Raw genomic sequence first — 17033 nt, 5'->3', positions numbered from 1 at the left:
ACCAGAGCAGACCTCCCAACTACCATATTGCCCGAAAAACGGTTGATGGACCTTAAAGATCAGCCGTTTGCCGATTGGTCGGAGCAAGACTTGAAATTGTTTATAGCTTTACTTTGTGAAATTGCAATTTAGAAGTCATAAACGCTCTTGGGAGCTGATTTTTCAAGTGGCCTTGCATGCCATGGTCTTCGTTTTTTATGCTTTCGATCGTGAAGGTTGGAAACAAGAAACACAGGTAAAAAGCCATGAGGTCTTCTTCTTTTTGAACTATGCCCTTACGGCCGCCATTATCAATTATGTTCTTCTCCCCAAATTGCTTTACCGAAAAAAGTACCTGGCCTTTAGTATTGCCATTTTGGTTTTATTGGGCCTGGTTATGGCCATTGAAGAAGGCATTCTAGAGCAAATCTTTTTCCCGAATACCCGAGGCACCCATTTTCCTGGCGTATTCCGTACCCTAACCGATTTACTCCCTACCATTACCATTCTTACCGGCTTTAAATTCGCCTGGGATGCCCTCACGAAACAACGAGAATTGGAAGAACTGCAAAACCTGATCAAGGAAAGTGAGCTACAGTTTCTGAAATCGCAAATCAATCCCCATTTTCTCTTTAATAACCTGAATAATATTTATGCCCTGGCCCTGGAAAAGTCGGATAAAACCGCCACAGTATTGCTCAAATTATCGGGAGTAATGCGCTATATGCTCTATGAAGCTCAAGCGAAGTTTGTACCACTAAGTCGGGAGGTGGAGCAAGTTGAAAACTTCATTGAGCTGAGTGAAATGCAAATGGAAGAAAGGGGAAAATTATCCTGGTCCAAAGAGCTAGCCTCCGATCAATATCGCATTGCCCCTTTAATTCTCTCCGTTTTTGTTGAAAATGCTTTTAAGCACAGCTTAGCCAGCCTCAGTGAGGCCATTGATATTGCAATCAGTTTGCGGCTTTCGCCGGAAGGCGATTTACACTTTAGCTGCTGCAATAATTTCGGGGAGCTGTCTAATACCGAAGATCTAAAAGGCGGTATTGGCCTGCAAAATGTGCAAAAGCGCTTGGAGCTTCTTTATCCCGATCAACATGAATTAAAGATAAATGAAGGTGCGGGTAAATATTGCGTGGATCTTAAACTTAAACTGAGTGCTCAGTCATGAAGTGCATTATCGTTGAAGATCAAATCCCCGCCCAGCGCATCCTAAAACATTATTTGCAGGATTTTCCGGAATGGCAATTAGTAGCCAGCTTCACCGATGCCTTGCAGGCCAAGGAGTTTTTGCAAAAGGAGGAGGTAGATTTAATTTTTCTCGACATCCACTTGCCACGACTTTCAGGCATGGATTTTTTACGCAATCTGAAAAAGCATCCGGCGGTAATCCTTACCACTGCTTTTCCGGATTATGCCTTAGAGAGCTATGAGTTTAAGGTAATCGACTACCTGATGAAGCCCATTGCCCCGGAGCGCTTCGCCCAGGCGATGGAAAAGTATCATTCCCTTTACAAAAAGGCTGAATCTGACTTTTCCTTTTTCGTGAAAAGCGGCTACGAAAAGATTGCGGTAAGTACAAAGGACTTGATTTATATCGCTACCGATATGGACTATACCGAGCTGCATCTTAATGATAAAACCGTGCTCAGCAAGGAAACCTTAAACCATTGGGAGCAGAAATTAGAGGACCACGGCTTTCAGCGTATCCATAAATCCTACCTCATCAATTTGGAGCAAATACTGGAGGTATACAGCAATGCCGTAGTTCTAAAAAGCGCACAGGAAATCCCCATTGGTCGGGCTTATAAGGAAGCTTTTAGAAGGCGTTTGGAATCTTGATTAGCGATTGATTTCCAATGCCCTGGAATTGCCTTATAATTAACTCAAACTGAGCAAGAGAATTAAAACCTTCTCGGCAAGAAAGAAATTAAGGAAAGGAGATGCTGAGCATTTTTAAATAAAAGCCAGTCAGCAGACACCGAGTCTAAGCTTGACCTATCCAAGCCGATTACTTAATCTTTGGGTGAAGAATAGCTGGATAAAATTAACTCGATTTCTTCCTCTTCCAGACTAAAAGGATAAGCAATTTGCGAGATTAATTTCCGATGTTCAATATGCTTGAGGATACTGCTGTTTTGAAAAACCATATGGATATTATCAATCAATGTAGGCTTGACTCTCTCTAAGGGCGGGAAACCAAAATTCTGCACCGCCTCAGCTGCAGTTCTCCCCCATTTTTTATCTCCTTCTAAATAAAAGGCCAAGCATAAATCATCCAAGGCCTTATTGGTAATGTGACTGGAAATCAGCTCTAAGCCTTTAGCGTCATCCGGATCCACTTTCGAAGCTTTAAAGCGCATTAGAATTGTATGAGTTACGTATCGCTTAGCGGATTCGTCGAGGTTATTTGTATTCATTTGAGATAAAAATATGTGGGAGAGTAAGGTGGAGTATTTAACGAATACAATTAAAGCAAAGCTTTCACCACTTCATCAATTTAATAGATATAAATGTTCTGATAAGAATTCTCGTTTCGCCGCCACCCACAGAATCATCACCCAAGGTAAAATCAATGCTAAAATTACCGCAATACCTTTAATAACCCTTAACCACTTAGGTTCAAAGGCCCAATATTGACTATACTCTTCAAATCTAGTCCTATGTTTTTTCTTTGCTAATACAGTAAAAAGAATAAAGGGAGGTATAATGAGGTACTTAAGCCAAGAAGGCTTGGAAATTTCATTTATGCTAAAAAAAATAAAGCTTACCAGAAAAGCGATAATCATAAAGAGAACAGTTTTGATCATTCCAATAGCAATAATTGAGGTAATTCCCTCATTGCCATCCCATTTCAAATAAGCTTTGGTAAGTCGGTAGTAGATATACTCAAAGAAAAAATTCAAGGTCCAGGTTTATTTTTATTCGCAGGCAGAAAAAGTAAAAGCGAATGGTAGATTAAAATTCATTTCAAGCGGATCACAGCTGGGTTCTTTTTAGGCGCAAAGCTAATTCTTTGGGTAATCCGTAAATTTATTCGCTAAAATAGACCTTCCCTTTGTTTCCATTTTAAATACTTCCCAGCTAAGTAACCCTCTGACTCGTATGACTGCACTACCCAAATTTCATGAGACCTTCATCCCCATCCTCAATACTCTTCAACAAGAAGGAGCTTTGAAAAGCCGTACGCTGGCCAGCATGGTTCGGGATCAATTTTACCATCATTTGTCTCCCGAATTACTACAAGAGAAAACCAGTTCCGGGGCTAATGTTTTATTGGATCGTATCCTCTGGGGAAAATCCTATTTGAAGATGGGCAAATTCGTGCAGTATCCCAGTCGGGGTAAGGTAGAAATCACTCCTAAAGGGGAATTAGCCTTAAAGTCCGGAAAACTCAGCCTAGCCGAGCTCAAGGATGACCCTGATTTTCGGGCTCATCAGAATTCGGTTGCAGCCAAAGGGGCAAAGGATAAGTTAGATGAAGCCAATCTCGATTCTGCTTCACCTCAAGACCTAATCGATTTCGGTATTTCCAAGATTAAATCGGAAACCCAAGTTGAACTCCTAGAGCGATTAAAGGAACTGGATCCCTATTATTTTGAAAAGCTTGTACTCCAATTGCTGCAGCGCATGGGTTATGGTGACTTTAGGGAAACCCCAAAATCCGGTGATGGTGGGATCGATGGCATCATCAACGAAGACAAGCTGGGATTGGAAAAAATTTATACCCAAGCGAAACGCTACAACAATTCTAATGTTCGGGAAACGGATATTCGCAATTTTATTGGCGCCATGAGTGGCGATACCCGTAAAGGTATTTTCATCACTACTTCTTCTTTTGATGCCAAGGCCATTCAAAAGGCCAAGGAAGCGCATCATTCCATTATTCTGATCGATGGAGCTCGATTGGTAAGCCTAATGTATGAGTACAATGTGGGCGTGCAAATCAAAGAGACTTACAAGGTTAAAGAAATTGACAATGACTTTTTTGAGGAAGGCTGATAATTCAAACCATTAATTTTCAAGGAAAACGGTCCGAAACTTTAGGGAGGAATAAATTAGCTTCTCCCTAGATTCACGGCTATATTTCTACCTAAATGCTAATTACTAGCTTTTATAATAATTTCCGGTAATTCTATTTTCTTAGGCAGGTTTTCAAAGAAGTCTTCGCTTAATTGTATTTCCTCACCCGAATAATTGGTCACATGATATATCTTTCGAGAATAGGCAAGCGAAGCACCAAATGGATCCTTTTCATCAATCAAAACGGAATAGCTATTTGACTGCCTAAAATTGAACTCCAGTCCCTCCATTGGGTTTTCAATCAATTCGGCAAATTCCAATTCTGTAGTACTTAGCGACATCGAAAAAGGATCTTTAGATTCCTTATCCTTCTTCCATTCGTTTTCAATGTGCTGCTCAACAATTAATATCTGAGTCGAATCATATTCAATTAGTCTAACCCACAGGCCCTCCACATTCTCTAATGGCTCAGTTACATGTAGAATTACTGAATCCGTTTTATATACCTTACCGTTGAACTCAAATAAAAAAGGACCTACCTGAAAATCACCCGTATCATTTACTTGAATTTCTCGAGCGTAATTTGAAAAGGCAGAATTGCCCTTTAACTCCAATTCAGGCGCTAAGGTTTCCTTTATATGTTCCTCAATAAAATTAAGCTTAAGGGTTATTGTTATACTTTGTCCAAGCCGGGGTTCTGTATAATTTGTCTTTAGGCGTATGCTTTGAGCATTTGCACTCAATAAACCAGCAAAAACTAAAATCGGTAGGAAATACTTTTTCATTTAATAATATTATTAATCACATCATGAAAATTTAGGCCGTAAGCATAAAACGGAATATTTTCCAGTCTAAACAAATCATTCCCTAGTCCCTTGTTAATTCATTCGCAATCATCTCGGCCTGTTTCAAAACAGTTTCAGTAGCCAATTTTTGCATATCCGGTGGATAACCGAATTGACGTAAGGTTCGCTTAATAATGACTTTCAATTTTGCCCTAACACTTTCTTTAATAGTCCAGTCGATCGATGCATTTTGCCGAACACGTTCGGTTAATAGCACCGCTAATTCTCGCAGTTTTTCTTGCTGCATGAGTTGTTTAGCGGAATCGTTGTTAGCTACAGCGGTATAAAAGGCATATTCATATTCATTTAGACCCAGCTTTTGGGCTTCATTGTCCATGTTCACGATTTCCTTACTCAGGTTAATAAGTTCGTCCATAACCTCAGCTGCGGTCAAAATCTTGTTGTGATACCTCTTAATGGAGTTCTCCAACATTTCTTTCAGTGACTTAGTCTTAACCAAGTTCTTTTTGGAACGTGCCTTAATCTCATCATTGAGCAGCTTTTTCAGAACCTCAAGGGCCACATTCTTGTGTTTCATTCCTTTAAGTTCCAACAGGAAGTCTTCAGATAGAATAGAGATATCCGGTTTTTTGATTCCTGCAGCATCAAAGACATCAATTACTTGTTCAGAAACCAATGCTTGATCTATCACCTGGCGAATGGTGGTCTCAATTTCATCATCCGGTCTGCCAGAACCTTTTCCTTCAAACTTGGCTAATCGTGCTTTTACCGCCTGGAAAAAAGAAACCTCCTCTTTCACATCCAATGCTTGCTCATGAGGTATGGCAATTGCAAATGCTTTGGAAAGGGCAGTTACTTCATTGATATATCTTTTCTTTCCATCTTCTAAACCAAGAATATGTTCTTCGGCTTCTAATATCATAGAAAGCTTTTGACCCGTTTCTGCTTGAAAAAAGTCTTCATAAGGGAAGCCGCTATACATCTGTGCTACGACTTCCAATTTTTCCAGCATTAATTCAACAGCTTGGGCTTGGGCATTAGCTGGATCCCCTTTACCACCTGCGTCTGAATAAAACGAAAGTGCTTTTTTCAAATCTGAGGCAACGCCCAAATAATCAACTACCAAGCCGCCAGGTTTATCTTTATACACTCGGTTAACCCTTGCTATAGCTTGCATCAGGTTATGACCTTTCATTGGTTTATCAATGTAAAGCGTATGCAGGCTAGGCGCATCAAAGCCTGTAAGCCACATATCACGAACTATTACCAATTTTAGTTCATCGTCCGGGTTTTTCATTCGATCGGCCAGGATTCTTCTTTGCTGCTTTGTGGTGCGATACCCTTGCATTTCGGGGCCATCGGAAGATGAAACAGTCATAACAACCTTTATTACTCCTTTATCAAGATCCTTAGAGTGCCAATCGGGTTTTAAGCTGATAATTTCCTCATATAATTCAACGGCAATTCTTCTGGACATGGTCACTATCATTCCTTTGCCTTCAAATACTTCTTGGCGCTGTCCAAAATGCTGAATGATGTCCTGGGCTACATTCTTGATACGGTTTTCGCTGCCGATCAAAGCTTCCAGCTGTGTCCATTTTGCTTTGGCCTTTTGGGTTTCGGTGAGTTCTTCTCCATCTAACTCATCATCCAGCTCCTCTACCAGTTTCTTTCCTTCTTCGCTCAAGTTCACTTTTGCCAAACGACTTTCGTAGTAAATGCGAACGGTGGCACCATCTTCTACCGCCTGGGCAATATCATAGACGTCAATGTAATTTCCGAAAACAGCTGGTGTATTTACATCGGTGCTTTCAATCGGAGTTCCGGTAAAACCGATATATGTGGCATTAGGTAGAGCATCACGCATGTACTTAGCAAAGCCGTACACTGTCTTCTTACCTATTACATTACCCTGTTCATCTCTGTCATCTACAGTTTTGGCTTTAAAACCGTATTGGGTTCGATGGGCTTCATCCGCGAGGACAAGAATATTCTCGCGCTTAGAAAGCGTTTCATATACATTGCCTTCATCAGGTGAAAATTTTTGAATGGTAGTGAAAATTACTCCGCCAGAAGCTACTTTCAGTTTTTCCTTTAAATCGTTGCGATTCGCAATCTGTTTGGGTTCTTGCCGTAAAAGCTGTGTAGAAGAGGCAAAAGTGTCAAAGAGTTGATCATCCAAATCATTTCGATCAGTGATAACAATTACCGTAGGGTTATCCAAGGCTAAAACAATTTTACCCGTGAAAAACACCATGGAAAGAGACTTACCACTTCCCTGGGTATGCCAAAGCACCCCGCCTTTCCTGTCGCCTTTAACTTGCGATTTCACCCCAGGAAGGCCATAATTTTCTGGGGGCTCCTCCACCATTAAATTGGGACTATCTCTTTCTAATGTGTAACCTGTTGCTCTAATAGCAGATTCCACCGCCCGGTTTACAGCATAATATTGATGGTAAGCAGCTAATTTTTTAACGGTTGAAATAGTAGTTACTCCCGTTTTAGCATCTTCCTTTTTCGACTTCTCAAAAACAATGAAGTGTCGAACCAAATCCAGTAAAGTTTTTTTATTAAGCATACCATTGATGAGCGTTTCCAATTGCCCTACCAAATGCGATGCTTCTTCTTTGCCATCTGCCGATTTCCAAGTCATAAATCGACTCATACCCGATGAAAGAGTTCCTGCCCTGGCCTCTAAACCATCAGATATAACCGAAAATGCATTGTACGTGAATAAACTTGGAATTACTGCTTTGTAGGTTTCTATCTGACGGAAAGCTGATTTTATAGTCGCGTTTTCATCAACTGCATTCTTAAGTTCGATAACCACCAATGGAATACCATTGACGAATAGAATAACATCCGGTCGTTTGTTAATACCATCTTCTACAATAGTAAACTGGTTGGCAACAACAAAGTCGTTGTTTTCGGGAGTATTGAAATCAATTAACCAAACCAAATCACCTCTTTGCTGACCTTCTTTTTGATAGCTAACTTTAATTCCTTCGGTTAATAGTCGATGAAAACTTTCATTATTAGACAATAACTCGGGGGAATGGATACGATGAATTTCCTTGATGGCTTCTTCTTGGGCAGATGGAGGTACAGTGGGATTTATCCTTCCCACCGCTTCTGCCATGCGACGGGTGAGCAATAAATCTTCGTATCCGCTCCGCTCCGGGTGTTCGCCATCATGAGCAATGCTTGGGGCATAGATGTACTCATAACCCAAAGTTTCCAACAGTTTAATGGCAAAATCCTCTATGCTATGTTCGGTAATTCTTGTCATAATTTTCTAAAGGACAAATTGTCTTTTAAACTGTCCTTTACAAAGGATCGCCACTGATTCACTAAAATTAAAGGACAGAATGTCTTTAAGAATGTCCTTTAGTTTCATTTCATTAAACGATACTTGGTCCATCTTCTTTCTCCTTCTTTAATAATTAGCCCTTTGTCCGTCAAATCACTAAGTCTTCTTTGAGCAGTCTTAGCCGTTATCCCAAACTTTTTAGCATAATCATTTACAGTAATAGGTTCATTGGCCTGAATAAATTGAATACCCTCTTTGTCCTGTGTGGATAGGTCCGAAACCTCACTATCTATCACTTTTGGTAAAGCTTCCGCACTTCTCGCAAAGGCAAGCTCCAACACATTTCCCTTTAAATCAATTACAGGTAGCGGAAATCCTTTTTCTGAAAGGGACTTCATACTTCTTAATCCTATTCCTCTTTGTTCGGCCAGTCCCATCCTGTTGTACACATACATCACTTTTGGGTTTCTACTCACAGATGGCAGGTCAAGAGTTCTAATATCAGCCAATGTCAATGGTGGCATTGGTAGCCCCGGACTTTTAATCACAATTTTGTCGCTATTAACAAAAAGGTAATTGGTAGAAGAAGTGATACTGTAATCTCTGTGAATAATAGCGTTCGCAATAGCTTCACGCAATATGTCTAAAGGAAAATCAGCAGTTGAAATACGCTTCGCCGAAGTTCGATCAATGGTCAGTTTCAATGCCTTATCCGAAACGTAATCAAATACTCTTCTTAGTTGCGTAGAAACAGGCCCACCAAAATCTTCAATTTCAGTTGACCCATCTGGATATTCAATTTCTACTTTGAAAATGGTGTGTGGTAAAAGCTCGTCCACCTTATCCCCAAACAAGATCATCCCCATATTGGTAGGTGTAATCCCCTTTTTGCTTTCCTCCGCCAAACCAAAAGAGACGGCCCATTGGTTAAAATCTTTTGATGGATAAGAAAATCCAGCAACTGAATTGGCAATAAACTCTTGAATTGCGCTGTTTGAAAACTGCTGAATATTGGTGCCAACAACAGGCTTTTTCGCGTACTCTTTTTCCGGTTTTGCTCTTCCTTCTTTTTCTATCCGTAACTTTTCTGCTTCCTTGAACTTGATGAAGTCAGAAAGACTTTCTCTTACTTTCTTGCTGATATCTGGGTCAAAATCATGAACTTCAACTTTGGCTTCTATGAGTGCATTGGCTCCTTCATTTTCAATGTCAATATCTGGGTCTCGCATGCCGATATAAACCTTGCCAATACGTGATTTAATGATATGTGTTGCACACCCCCTTTTTGGCGGTTTTCTCGCCTTATCAATACAAGGCTCAAGGGTTACGTACAATACTTTATCCCTTAGATTGTCACTTTTTAATTTTCGCTCAATCAAGGTAAACTCACAATGCTCACCAACCCTGAGCTCACCCCTGAATGCCTCCGCTAAAATCTGTCCATCCTCTGTGGCAATGATTGCACCTACCAGTGGATCTGGCTTGTCGGTATGTTCACCAATAGATTCCAAGCTTAGTTTATAAGCCCGATCCATCAATTCTTTGGGTGAGTATTTTTTACCTTTTATAAAATCATTTACCATAATTAAAACTCTTTATTCCATGGAGGTAAGCTACTATGCAAATCAAAATAGCTTTGCAGGAGTTGAGCCTTCACAAAGGCCGGTAAATCCTTTTGATCTTGGTCATAAGTCACAAACCAATAAATATCCAGGCCATCAATATTTTCCAGCTCTATCTTTTTGTCAAAGAATTGCTGCCGTTCCAAGCCCTCTTGTTTATTATTGATTCGACCTTTGAGAAATTGACTTTTAAACTGACCATTTTGTTGCATGGTACCCGATTTACCAATGTAAACCAGATCGACTTTACCTTCAGCCAAACGCAAAATGTAATATACCCCTGGGAGCTCTGGTACATCTATATTTTGGACGCTGAGTAGGTCTCCTTTTTGAAAGAAGAAATGGCCCCTATTTTTGTATTCGTCTAATTCCTCAAACATGGTTATTGCTTAAATGTTATTTCCCTGATAAGTACTAATGCACCAATGATGTATTTCACCACTTCGACTCTAAATCATCTAATCTCATTTTAGTGGCCGCAATTCGCTCTACCGCTTTTAGAATTTCTGGAGTCCATGTATCATACTCTGGTAAGAGAAACCATTGTGGGTTGCCGAAAGTCTTAGGATAGCCCATATTGGTATTACCATCACCTTTCCAGCGCATGGCCATTCTTTTATTTCCTTTGCTATCCATTCCATAAGCCACAGCAAAATACTCATCTTCATAAACAATGGAATTTTTTTGAAATGCTGCGGGGTTCGGGGTCTGTTTACTCATGAGTTTCGGTTTTATTCTTCATTTTCAGTAAATACCTTGTATTCGTTTACATAGGCCTGTTTGTCCACATTGAATAGTATATCACTAGCGGTGTAGGAATAATCTCCCATGGAGAATTCCCCAAAGGCATCATCCCAGAATTCATTAAAATCTTCGGCTTCCCAATAATCCAAGGTGTCTTCCATCTGTTCAGCGATTTTCTTTTCTTTTTTGCTTTCGTAGTTGCGAATGATGAATATGCAAACCGTTTCTACTGTATCGATTAAAAATTCTCTAGTAAGTACATCTACTTTGCTATTTCGTAGCTTAATTTCATCCAAGGACTTACCGTGAGAAGTTAGACCTATATCATTTCTTAATTCACCGACCTGCTGTGCGATGGTTGCCAATGCGGATGAAACTTGATTGACCAGTGTGCCATTAGCATAACCCATTGAAGAAAAGCACTTTTTCAAAACACTGTTCACAGAAGGATTTATACCTAATTCAACGTTATTTTTTTTACAGATTTCTTTTCCCACACTCTCTAACAGTGCTTTGGCATTTTCAAGTGAGTGACTAAAATCAATTTCTATATGTGTTTCTATTCGGTCTATATAAGTGGATAAACCAGCCCAGTCGCGATATTCTTCTATAACAGTTTTGAGCTTATTCATCTGTGTCAATTCTTACTTCGCCGCTCATCAATTTAGGCAGTAGCGTATCTCGTAAGGCAGTGAGAGTCAGGATTTGGGTTTGGTTGGATTTGATTTTCTCAAAATTGGGAATTATCAATTTTTGAAACTCATTCCTTAATTCAGTTGGTGGAGACTGAATCTCCAAAGACTTAAACGCCGTTTTAGATATTTCAAGAAAAGTTGAACCGTTGGCATAACTCTGAACATAATCTATATTAGTTTTCAACCATAAGTACAAAAATTCCTTAGTAAAACCTTTGTTATCCAGTACGGCTATGTACCCCTGATTAATTGCTATTGGAACTTCCGTAAAGGCCAATACACCAACTGGTGCACGAGAAGACATTAGAAGTGTTCCCTTTGGAAGTAACCCTGAACTAATCTTTCTTAGCCCCTCTTCAGTAATTTTTCTCTCAGTATCAAATAAATAGATTGAATTCAAGGAAGTAATATCTCTCGGTGACGTCCAGTGTATATCACCATCCCAATAATCAGGATTCTTAGTACTGGGTGTTGTTCCTCCTTTAACCGATAATACATCATTTAAAGTTCTTATTGCCCAATCCTCATCCGCTTCCTCCACAAACCACTGCCGAAAAAGCGTCTCCGCCATCTGCTCTAAAGTTTGGTTTTGGCGGTGCAGCAGGTCAATTTTGTCGTCTAAGCTGGAAAGGACCTCTGCTATTGCTTTTTGTTCTGTTTTATCAATACAGATATCGTATTCAAGTGAATTGAGTAATGTCTGAGTTACCAAGGGATGGCTTGAACCACCTGCATGTTGATTGAGGTTGGCGTTTTTCAGGAAGTAATAAAGAAATTTTGTCGAATTACCATTTATTGCCTTAGCCGCTAATGCATTGTCCGATACCCAAATAGGTTTGTTTTCATAATAAACTGAACCACAATAAGCACCAACACGTCCAATAATTATCGTCTCATTTTCATAGTTGAAATCCGCAGAATAACCTAAAATTCCATTTCCACCATAGATCGGAATGTCTCCTTCAGACTCAGGTTTTTTCTTTCCATTTCCGAAATCAATAAGTTCGGAAAGCTCAACTTCCTTCCACTCACCCATCAATTTTCACTTTTATGAGGTTAGCGGCAATGCGTTCATTGAGTTGAGCCTCTTCTTTGAGCTGGGCTTCAAACTCAGCTTTTAGGCTACTAATGCGTTGGGCAAAGTCAAAGTCATCTTCTTCGGCTGCCAAGCCTACATAGCGACCAGGGGTGAGTACATATTCCAGTTCAGCCACTCGTTCTTTGGTGGCAGAAGCGCAGAAGCCTTTTATATCTTCATAATTGCCATCGGTATTTCGCCAATTGTGGTAGGTGTTGGTTATCTGGTCAATGTCTTCCTGAGAAAGCTCCTTGGTTCTACGGTTAATCAAATGCCCCAGATTTCGGGCATCAATAAAGAGAATTTCGCCTGTACGGTTTCTAAACTTGCCATTGCTACGGTTACGACTCATAAACCACAGCGAAGCAGGAATTTGGGTATTCAAAAACAACTTGGCAGGAAGGTTTACAATGCAATCAATTAAATCCGCTTCCACCAGTTCCCTTCTAATGTCACCTTCACCGCCACTTTTAGAAGTCAATGCTCCTTTTGCCAATACAAAACCTGCTTGTCCGCTTGGTGCCAAGTGGTACATGAAATGTTGTATCCAGGCATAATTAGCATTGCCTGTAGGTGGGGTACCGTATTTCCAACGGCCATCCTTACGGAGCAAATCACCGCTCCAATCACTCACATTAAAGGGTGGGTTGGCAATGATGTAATCGGCCTTAAGGTCTTTATGAGCATCATTCAGGAAAGAGCCTTCATTATTCCATTTTACTTGCGAGCTATCAATGCCTCGAATGGCTAAATTCATTTTCGCCAGTCGCCAGGTAGTCTGGTTACTTTCCTGTCCGTATATGGAAATATCATTAATACGCCCTTGATGACTGGTCACAAATTCTTCCGATTGAACAAACATTCCACCCGATCCACAACAAGGATCGAATACCCTGCCTGAGTAGGGCTCGAGCATTTCAACCAGCAATTCAACTACGCTTCTAGGGGTATAGAACTGGCCTCCCTTTTTACCTTCTGCCAGGGCAAATTCTCCCAAGAAGTATTCAAATACATGCCCAAGCACATCAGCACTACGGGATTTGGTATCCCCCAGGGCAATGTTTCCAATCAGGTCAATGAGTTCCCCCAAACTGGTGGGATCAAGGTTTTGCCGGGCATACACTTTGGGCAAAACCCCTTTCAAGGAAGCATTTTCCTTTTCAATGAAATCCATGGCTTCATCCACAGATTTCCCAATGGTAGGTTGCTTGCCTTGAGAAAGTAAATAAGACCAACGGGCTTTTTCGGGCACAAAGAATACATTCTCGGCTTTGTATTCGTCTTTGTCTTCCGGATCGGCTCCGGCTAAATCACCTTCCCCAGCCTTTAATTTGTCGTAGAGCTCCTCAAAGGCATCAGAAATGTATTTCAGGAAAATTAATCCAAGAACAATGTGCTTGTACTCCGCAGCATCAATGTTCTTTCTCAACTTGTCAGCCGATTTCCAAAGTTGTTTCTCTAAGGGCTCTTCGCTGACCTTTCCGCTCTTTTTTGACATTTAGTATAAGTTCTGTTTATCGGTTTCAAATTTCATCAATTCCATCTGAGCCTTTCCCAAAAAATCACTTTTTAGCTGCTTTCGCCTTTTCACGCGGCTTCATAAAAACCAAAAACACCAGATTGTGAGCAGGCTATTCTTCTCAAGCTCCACAAAATATATCAAGGTTGACTAATATGCAGTTATGACAAGATTCTGACAAAAGGAGAAGCAGCAATTTGATTCCATTTAAATTCAGATTAATGGGCTCCTAAAGCTAAGAAATAATCAGATGTTGAAATCCAATAATAAAGAAGGAGTAAATTCTTAAAATGCCTTCGACGTTTATAATTTATAGAATGAGTCGATTACTAAAATTTTAGAACTCCAAATTAATTTCTCATTAACACCTATACGCCTGGCCATTTGAAATGCCCCAAATAAAAAAAAGGACTCCCTTCCAAAAAGAAGAGAGTCCTAAAAATTCGTCGGGATGACTGGACTTGAACCAGCGACCACACGCCCCCCAGACGTGTACTCTACCAACTGAGCTACATCCCGATGCCCGCGTATTTTGCGGGCTGCAAATATAATTAAGGAAATGGAATTGCAAAGCCTTTTTTAGACCCGAAATCCCCGTCTCCTCTGGCTTATTTGATTGCTACCAATTCCAGATCGAAAATCAGATCTTTTCCTGCTAAAGGAGGATTGGCATCTACGGTAATCGCTTCTTCACCTACTTCGGTTACAATCAGTGGGATCTGCTGCCCATCAGGGGTTTGAGATACCAATTGCATACCTACTTCAGGCTTAATTTCTTCCGGTAATTGGTTCTTGGGAACTTCCTGCACCAATTCGGCACGATGCTCACCATAGGCCTCAGCGGCAGGAATGTTCACGGTTTTCTTCTCGCTAACTTCCATGTCGATAAGGGCATTCTCGAAACCAGGAATTACCATTCCCTGGCCTAGGCTAATCTCCAGTGGATCGCGACCATTAGAATCATCGAATACTTCGCCACTTTCCAGACGGCCTTGGTAATGCACTACTACAGTGTCGTTCGCTTGTACTTTTGACATATTTGAAATGTTTTCCCTTCAGGCCGCAAAGGCCCTGCCCTCTTGCCAAATCGGCCGAATTGTCAGGCACCTAAAATGAACTAAACCCGACTACCAATGAAATCAGTAGCCGGGTTAGCTCTCGTATAGAGGGGTATAGATAGGGACTTATTAAAAGATCTTCGTCTCTTCGCGGTTGCCAATAGCATCGGTAAACCAATCGCTATTGCTGGCTCCGCCGCTGGTAGCCCAGATTGCGAAGTTTAAGTAAGCCTCATTTATCGGCTGAAATTCCGCCGGATAATCAAAGCTTTCGCTGATATGAATAGCCCAAGGCAATCCATTTGCAGTTTTATAAGTAAAGTTTCCGTTTACATTCGTCGCATCCGATCCGGTTCCGAAGTCCGACACATTGGCCAGATCCGTTGGCATCTTGTCCGCTAAATGCACTTCCTTAGTACGATCACCATTTACGAAGATGAATGGATTGTAAGGAGGTAAACCTACGGTAGCCTGTTGTTGTGGACTAGTAAACACCACTTTATTACTTACCGTAACCGGACTTTGAGTTGCTTCACCCGGAAGGGTATTGATAAACTGCGTACCCTGATTAGGCATTACATTAAATACATTGTCGAAGGCAATAATGGTAGCTGAGCTTTGTCCGCCTTCCGTGCCATTGGCTGAATTCGAAATCAATCCTTCATTCAAATTCTGACCGTTTACACTGCTCACCACATTAGGATTCAAGCCATCGAAGCTCCAACCAAAGCCATTGTCGAAACCAGCTCCAACAGCGCGGATAGTCCAATCGGCTTCCACTTCCACTAATAAGTTAGAACCGTTTAAGATGTGATCGATCTCATAATCCACCACCAAATCGTTAAAGTCGTAGTCACCTTGTGAAGGCCATAAGTCTTCGTAAGCCAAAGTTCCGGTAAAGGTGCTGCGTACAGCGCGACTGGCATCACATGGAAAATCATCACTTTCGTCGGAAACGCCATCATCATCGCAGTCATCTTCAGGCGTTACAGGTGGAATACCACCGGTGTTTACATTCTCCCAGGGGTTGGCGGTTACATAGAATACCAGATCGTTAAAATCATTATCCGAACCGTTATTACTGCGGGTTTGATCTTCAAAAGCATTGATTAAACGCTCACGACCAATATCTAATAATTGTACGGTATGCTGACGTTTGCTGGGCTCTGATTCAGCCGTATTAAAGTCGATATTAGAATAGAACTTCGGATTGTTCAGGTTCACACCCGTGCCCGACCAGCCTTTTTGTACCAATACCCAGCTAATGGTTTTTCCACCTTCAAAGGTGCCCAACTTCACTTTGTCGCCAGCCAGTAATTGCCCTCCTCCATTTAAGAAAGATGCATTGGGGAATATCACATAAATAGAGTCGATATCTGCCGGAGTCGCAGGAGGATTATCCGTATCAAAAACATAATAAGCCAGGGTATTGCGGTAGGATGCGCCTTCACTAACAAAGGTTACCCAAACATCACTACGGTCTTCTACCACCACATCCAGCTCATTGCCCACGGTAAGGTAGGACGGATTATTCTGAGGAATAGATACGTTCTCAGGTAGAGAAGCATTGATGTCGTCTAAAAACTGCTGACTGATATTATCACCAGGATTCTCTAAATAATTAGGCAAGCCCTCATAAGTACCGGTGCTGAATGAGCCCATATAGTAATAATTGGCTCCCGCCGGACTTAAAGAAAGACCGCCGGCCATTTTACCCAGGCCCATGCTACGATCGAGTGGCTTACCGCCGAAATCGATCTGAATATCGTTTAAAGAAGAAACTACTTGTTTGTTGGCAAAGCCATTGGAATGTACCAGAACGGTTACTTCATCTGTATAAGCAGGAACCTGTAAAGGCATATCCAACATACCAGCCGGATTGGTTACCCCTACGCCAATAAGCTCTGCACCTAAATCGGGATCTCCTTTGTAAAAGCTTACACGCTTGCCCCCTAAAGGCTGATCTTTTAATCCTTTAACGGTGATCGCCGCCTGAATTTCACGAGCAGTCGAGAAATCGAAATCGGCCGGAATTTGTAAATCCTTGATATCTGAATATACCTGCGGTGAAGAAATAGATTGCACTTCCTCATCTTTCTGACAAGCAATCGTCAGAGCAGTAATTAAGGCGATGGACAGAACTTTCGTTTTCATAAGGGCTTTGTTCTTTTGTACTCTCCAAAAGTGCGGAGAAAGCCC

At 41.1% G+C, this 17033-nt stretch carries 15 protein-coding genes and 1 tRNA gene; 3 read left to right on the top strand and 13 right to left on the bottom strand.

Features of this window, described 5'->3' with window-relative positions; translation table 11 throughout:
* Positions 1-115: 115 nt before the first annotated feature.
* Together ACO05P_RS01700 and ACO05P_RS01695 are read left to right on the top strand one after the other, a co-directional pair.
* Positions 116-1150, top strand: a complete 1035-nt coding sequence (locus ACO05P_RS01700) for a sensor histidine kinase (RefSeq protein ID WP_421753060.1) — start codon at positions 116-118, stop codon at positions 1148-1150.
* Positions 1147-1821: a LytR/AlgR family response regulator transcription factor gene (locus tag ACO05P_RS01695; RefSeq protein ID WP_421753059.1), complete on the top strand. Its 675-nt coding sequence runs from the start codon at positions 1147-1149 to the stop codon at positions 1819-1821. Before ACO05P_RS01700 ends, ACO05P_RS01695 begins: the two co-directional genes overlap by 4 nt.
* Before the next feature lie 173 nt (positions 1822-1994).
* On the opposite strand, the gene ACO05P_RS01690 is transcribed toward ACO05P_RS01695, so the two are convergent.
* Together ACO05P_RS01690 and ACO05P_RS01685 are read right to left on the bottom strand one after the other, a co-directional pair.
* The gene (locus tag ACO05P_RS01690) at positions 1995-2399 is read right to left on the bottom strand and encodes a hypothetical protein (protein ID WP_421753058.1); all 405 of its coding nucleotides are present in this window, start codon (positions 2397-2399) and stop codon (positions 1995-1997) included.
* 75 nt (positions 2400-2474) lie between these two features.
* On the bottom strand, positions 2475-2885 hold the full coding sequence (locus tag ACO05P_RS01685; protein WP_421753057.1) for a hypothetical protein: 411 nt from the start codon (positions 2883-2885) through the stop codon (positions 2475-2477).
* A 199-nt stretch (positions 2886-3084) separates the two neighbouring features.
* On the opposite strand from ACO05P_RS01685, the gene ACO05P_RS01680 reads away from it, so the two are divergent.
* Positions 3085-3981 carry a restriction endonuclease gene (locus ACO05P_RS01680; RefSeq protein WP_421753056.1) on the top strand — a complete coding sequence of 299 codons (897 nt, stop codon included), beginning with the start codon at positions 3085-3087 and terminating at the stop codon, positions 3979-3981.
* Between the two features lie 98 nt (positions 3982-4079).
* Here the strand turns inward: ACO05P_RS01680 and ACO05P_RS01675 are convergent, their stop codons facing one another.
* From ACO05P_RS01675 to ACO05P_RS01625, 11 genes are all read right to left on the bottom strand, one after another.
* Positions 4080-4787, bottom strand: coding sequence for a hypothetical protein (locus tag ACO05P_RS01675; RefSeq protein WP_421753055.1), 708 nt, complete (start codon positions 4785-4787; stop codon positions 4080-4082).
* An 82-nt stretch (positions 4788-4869) separates the two neighbouring features.
* Positions 4870-8097: a type I restriction endonuclease subunit R gene (locus ACO05P_RS01670; protein ID WP_421753054.1), complete on the bottom strand. Its 3228-nt coding sequence runs from the start codon at positions 8095-8097 to the stop codon at positions 4870-4872.
* A 104-nt stretch (positions 8098-8201) separates the two neighbouring features.
* Positions 8202-9701 carry an ATP-binding protein gene (locus tag ACO05P_RS01665; RefSeq protein WP_421753053.1) on the bottom strand — a complete coding sequence of 500 codons (1500 nt, stop codon included), beginning with the start codon at positions 9699-9701 and terminating at the stop codon, positions 8202-8204.
* Between the two features lie 2 nt (positions 9702-9703).
* Positions 9704-10120, bottom strand: coding sequence for a hypothetical protein (locus ACO05P_RS01660; protein WP_421753052.1), 417 nt, complete (start codon positions 10118-10120; stop codon positions 9704-9706).
* Between the two features lie 55 nt (positions 10121-10175).
* Positions 10176-10460, bottom strand: a complete 285-nt coding sequence (locus tag ACO05P_RS01655) for a hypothetical protein (protein WP_421753051.1) — start codon at positions 10458-10460, stop codon at positions 10176-10178.
* Between the two features lie 11 nt (positions 10461-10471).
* Positions 10472-11116, bottom strand: a complete 645-nt coding sequence (locus ACO05P_RS01650) for an abortive infection family protein (RefSeq protein ID WP_421753050.1) — start codon at positions 11114-11116, stop codon at positions 10472-10474.
* A complete protein-coding gene (locus tag ACO05P_RS01645; RefSeq protein WP_421753049.1) occupies positions 11109-12215 on the bottom strand; it encodes a restriction endonuclease subunit S in 1107 nt (368 codons plus the stop codon). Before ACO05P_RS01645 ends, ACO05P_RS01650 begins: the two co-directional genes overlap by 8 nt.
* A complete protein-coding gene (locus ACO05P_RS01640; protein WP_421753048.1) occupies positions 12208-13755 on the bottom strand; it encodes a type I restriction-modification system subunit M in 1548 nt (515 codons plus the stop codon). The genes ACO05P_RS01645 and ACO05P_RS01640 overlap by 8 nt, the downstream gene beginning before the upstream one ends.
* Before the next feature lie 467 nt (positions 13756-14222).
* Positions 14223-14295 (bottom strand) — tRNA-Pro (locus ACO05P_RS01635).
* Between the two features lie 89 nt (positions 14296-14384).
* Entirely contained in the window at positions 14385-14813 is a 429-nt protein-coding gene (locus ACO05P_RS01630) for an FKBP-type peptidyl-prolyl cis-trans isomerase (protein WP_210758169.1), read from the bottom strand.
* Positions 14814-14963: 150 nt separating this feature from the next.
* Positions 14964-16988 (bottom strand): LruC domain-containing protein, encoded by a 2025-nt coding sequence (locus ACO05P_RS01625; RefSeq protein WP_421753047.1) that lies wholly within the window; start codon positions 16986-16988, stop codon positions 14964-14966.
* Between the last annotated feature and the right edge of the window lie 45 nt (positions 16989-17033).

Source organism: Croceimicrobium sp. (assembly GCF_965228705.1).
GTDB lineage: Bacteria > Bacteroidota > Bacteroidia > Flavobacteriales > Schleiferiaceae > Croceimicrobium.
This window is presented reverse-complemented; position numbering and strand designations above follow the sequence as displayed.

Bases quoted from the DNA above. Each gene is read 5' to 3' on its own strand.
- ACO05P_RS01695 (WP_421753059.1), top strand. From the start codon at position 1,147: ATGAAGTGCATTATCGTTGAAGATCAAATCCCCGCCCAGCGCATCCTA.
- ACO05P_RS01690 (WP_421753058.1), bottom strand. From the start codon at position 2,399: ATGAATACAAATAACCTCGACGAATCCGCTAAGCGATACGTAACTCAT.
- ACO05P_RS01680 (WP_421753056.1), top strand. From the start codon at position 3,085: ATGACTGCACTACCCAAATTTCATGAGACCTTCATCCCCATCCTCAAT.
- ACO05P_RS01675 (WP_421753055.1), bottom strand. From the start codon at position 4,787: ATGAAAAAGTATTTCCTACCGATTTTAGTTTTTGCTGGTTTATTGAGT.
- ACO05P_RS01670 (WP_421753054.1), bottom strand. From the start codon at position 8,097: ATGACAAGAATTACCGAACATAGCATAGAGGATTTTGCCATTAAACTG.
- ACO05P_RS01665 (WP_421753053.1), bottom strand. From the start codon at position 9,701: ATGGTAAATGATTTTATAAAAGGTAAAAAATACTCACCCAAAGAATTG.
- ACO05P_RS01660 (WP_421753052.1), bottom strand. From the start codon at position 10,120: ATGTTTGAGGAATTAGACGAATACAAAAATAGGGGCCATTTCTTCTTT.
- ACO05P_RS01655 (WP_421753051.1), bottom strand. From the start codon at position 10,460: ATGAGTAAACAGACCCCGAACCCCGCAGCATTTCAAAAAAATTCCATT.
- ACO05P_RS01650 (WP_421753050.1), bottom strand. From the start codon at position 11,116: ATGAATAAGCTCAAAACTGTTATAGAAGAATATCGCGACTGGGCTGGT.
- ACO05P_RS01645 (WP_421753049.1), bottom strand. From the start codon at position 12,215: ATGGGTGAGTGGAAGGAAGTTGAGCTTTCCGAACTTATTGATTTCGGA.
- ACO05P_RS01640 (WP_421753048.1), bottom strand. From the start codon at position 13,755: ATGTCAAAAAAGAGCGGAAAGGTCAGCGAAGAGCCCTTAGAGAAACAA.
- ACO05P_RS01630 (WP_210758169.1), bottom strand. From the start codon at position 14,813: ATGTCAAAAGTACAAGCGAACGACACTGTAGTAGTGCATTACCAAGGC.
- ACO05P_RS01625 (WP_421753047.1), bottom strand. From the start codon at position 16,988: ATGAAAACGAAAGTTCTGTCCATCGCCTTAATTACTGCTCTGACGATT.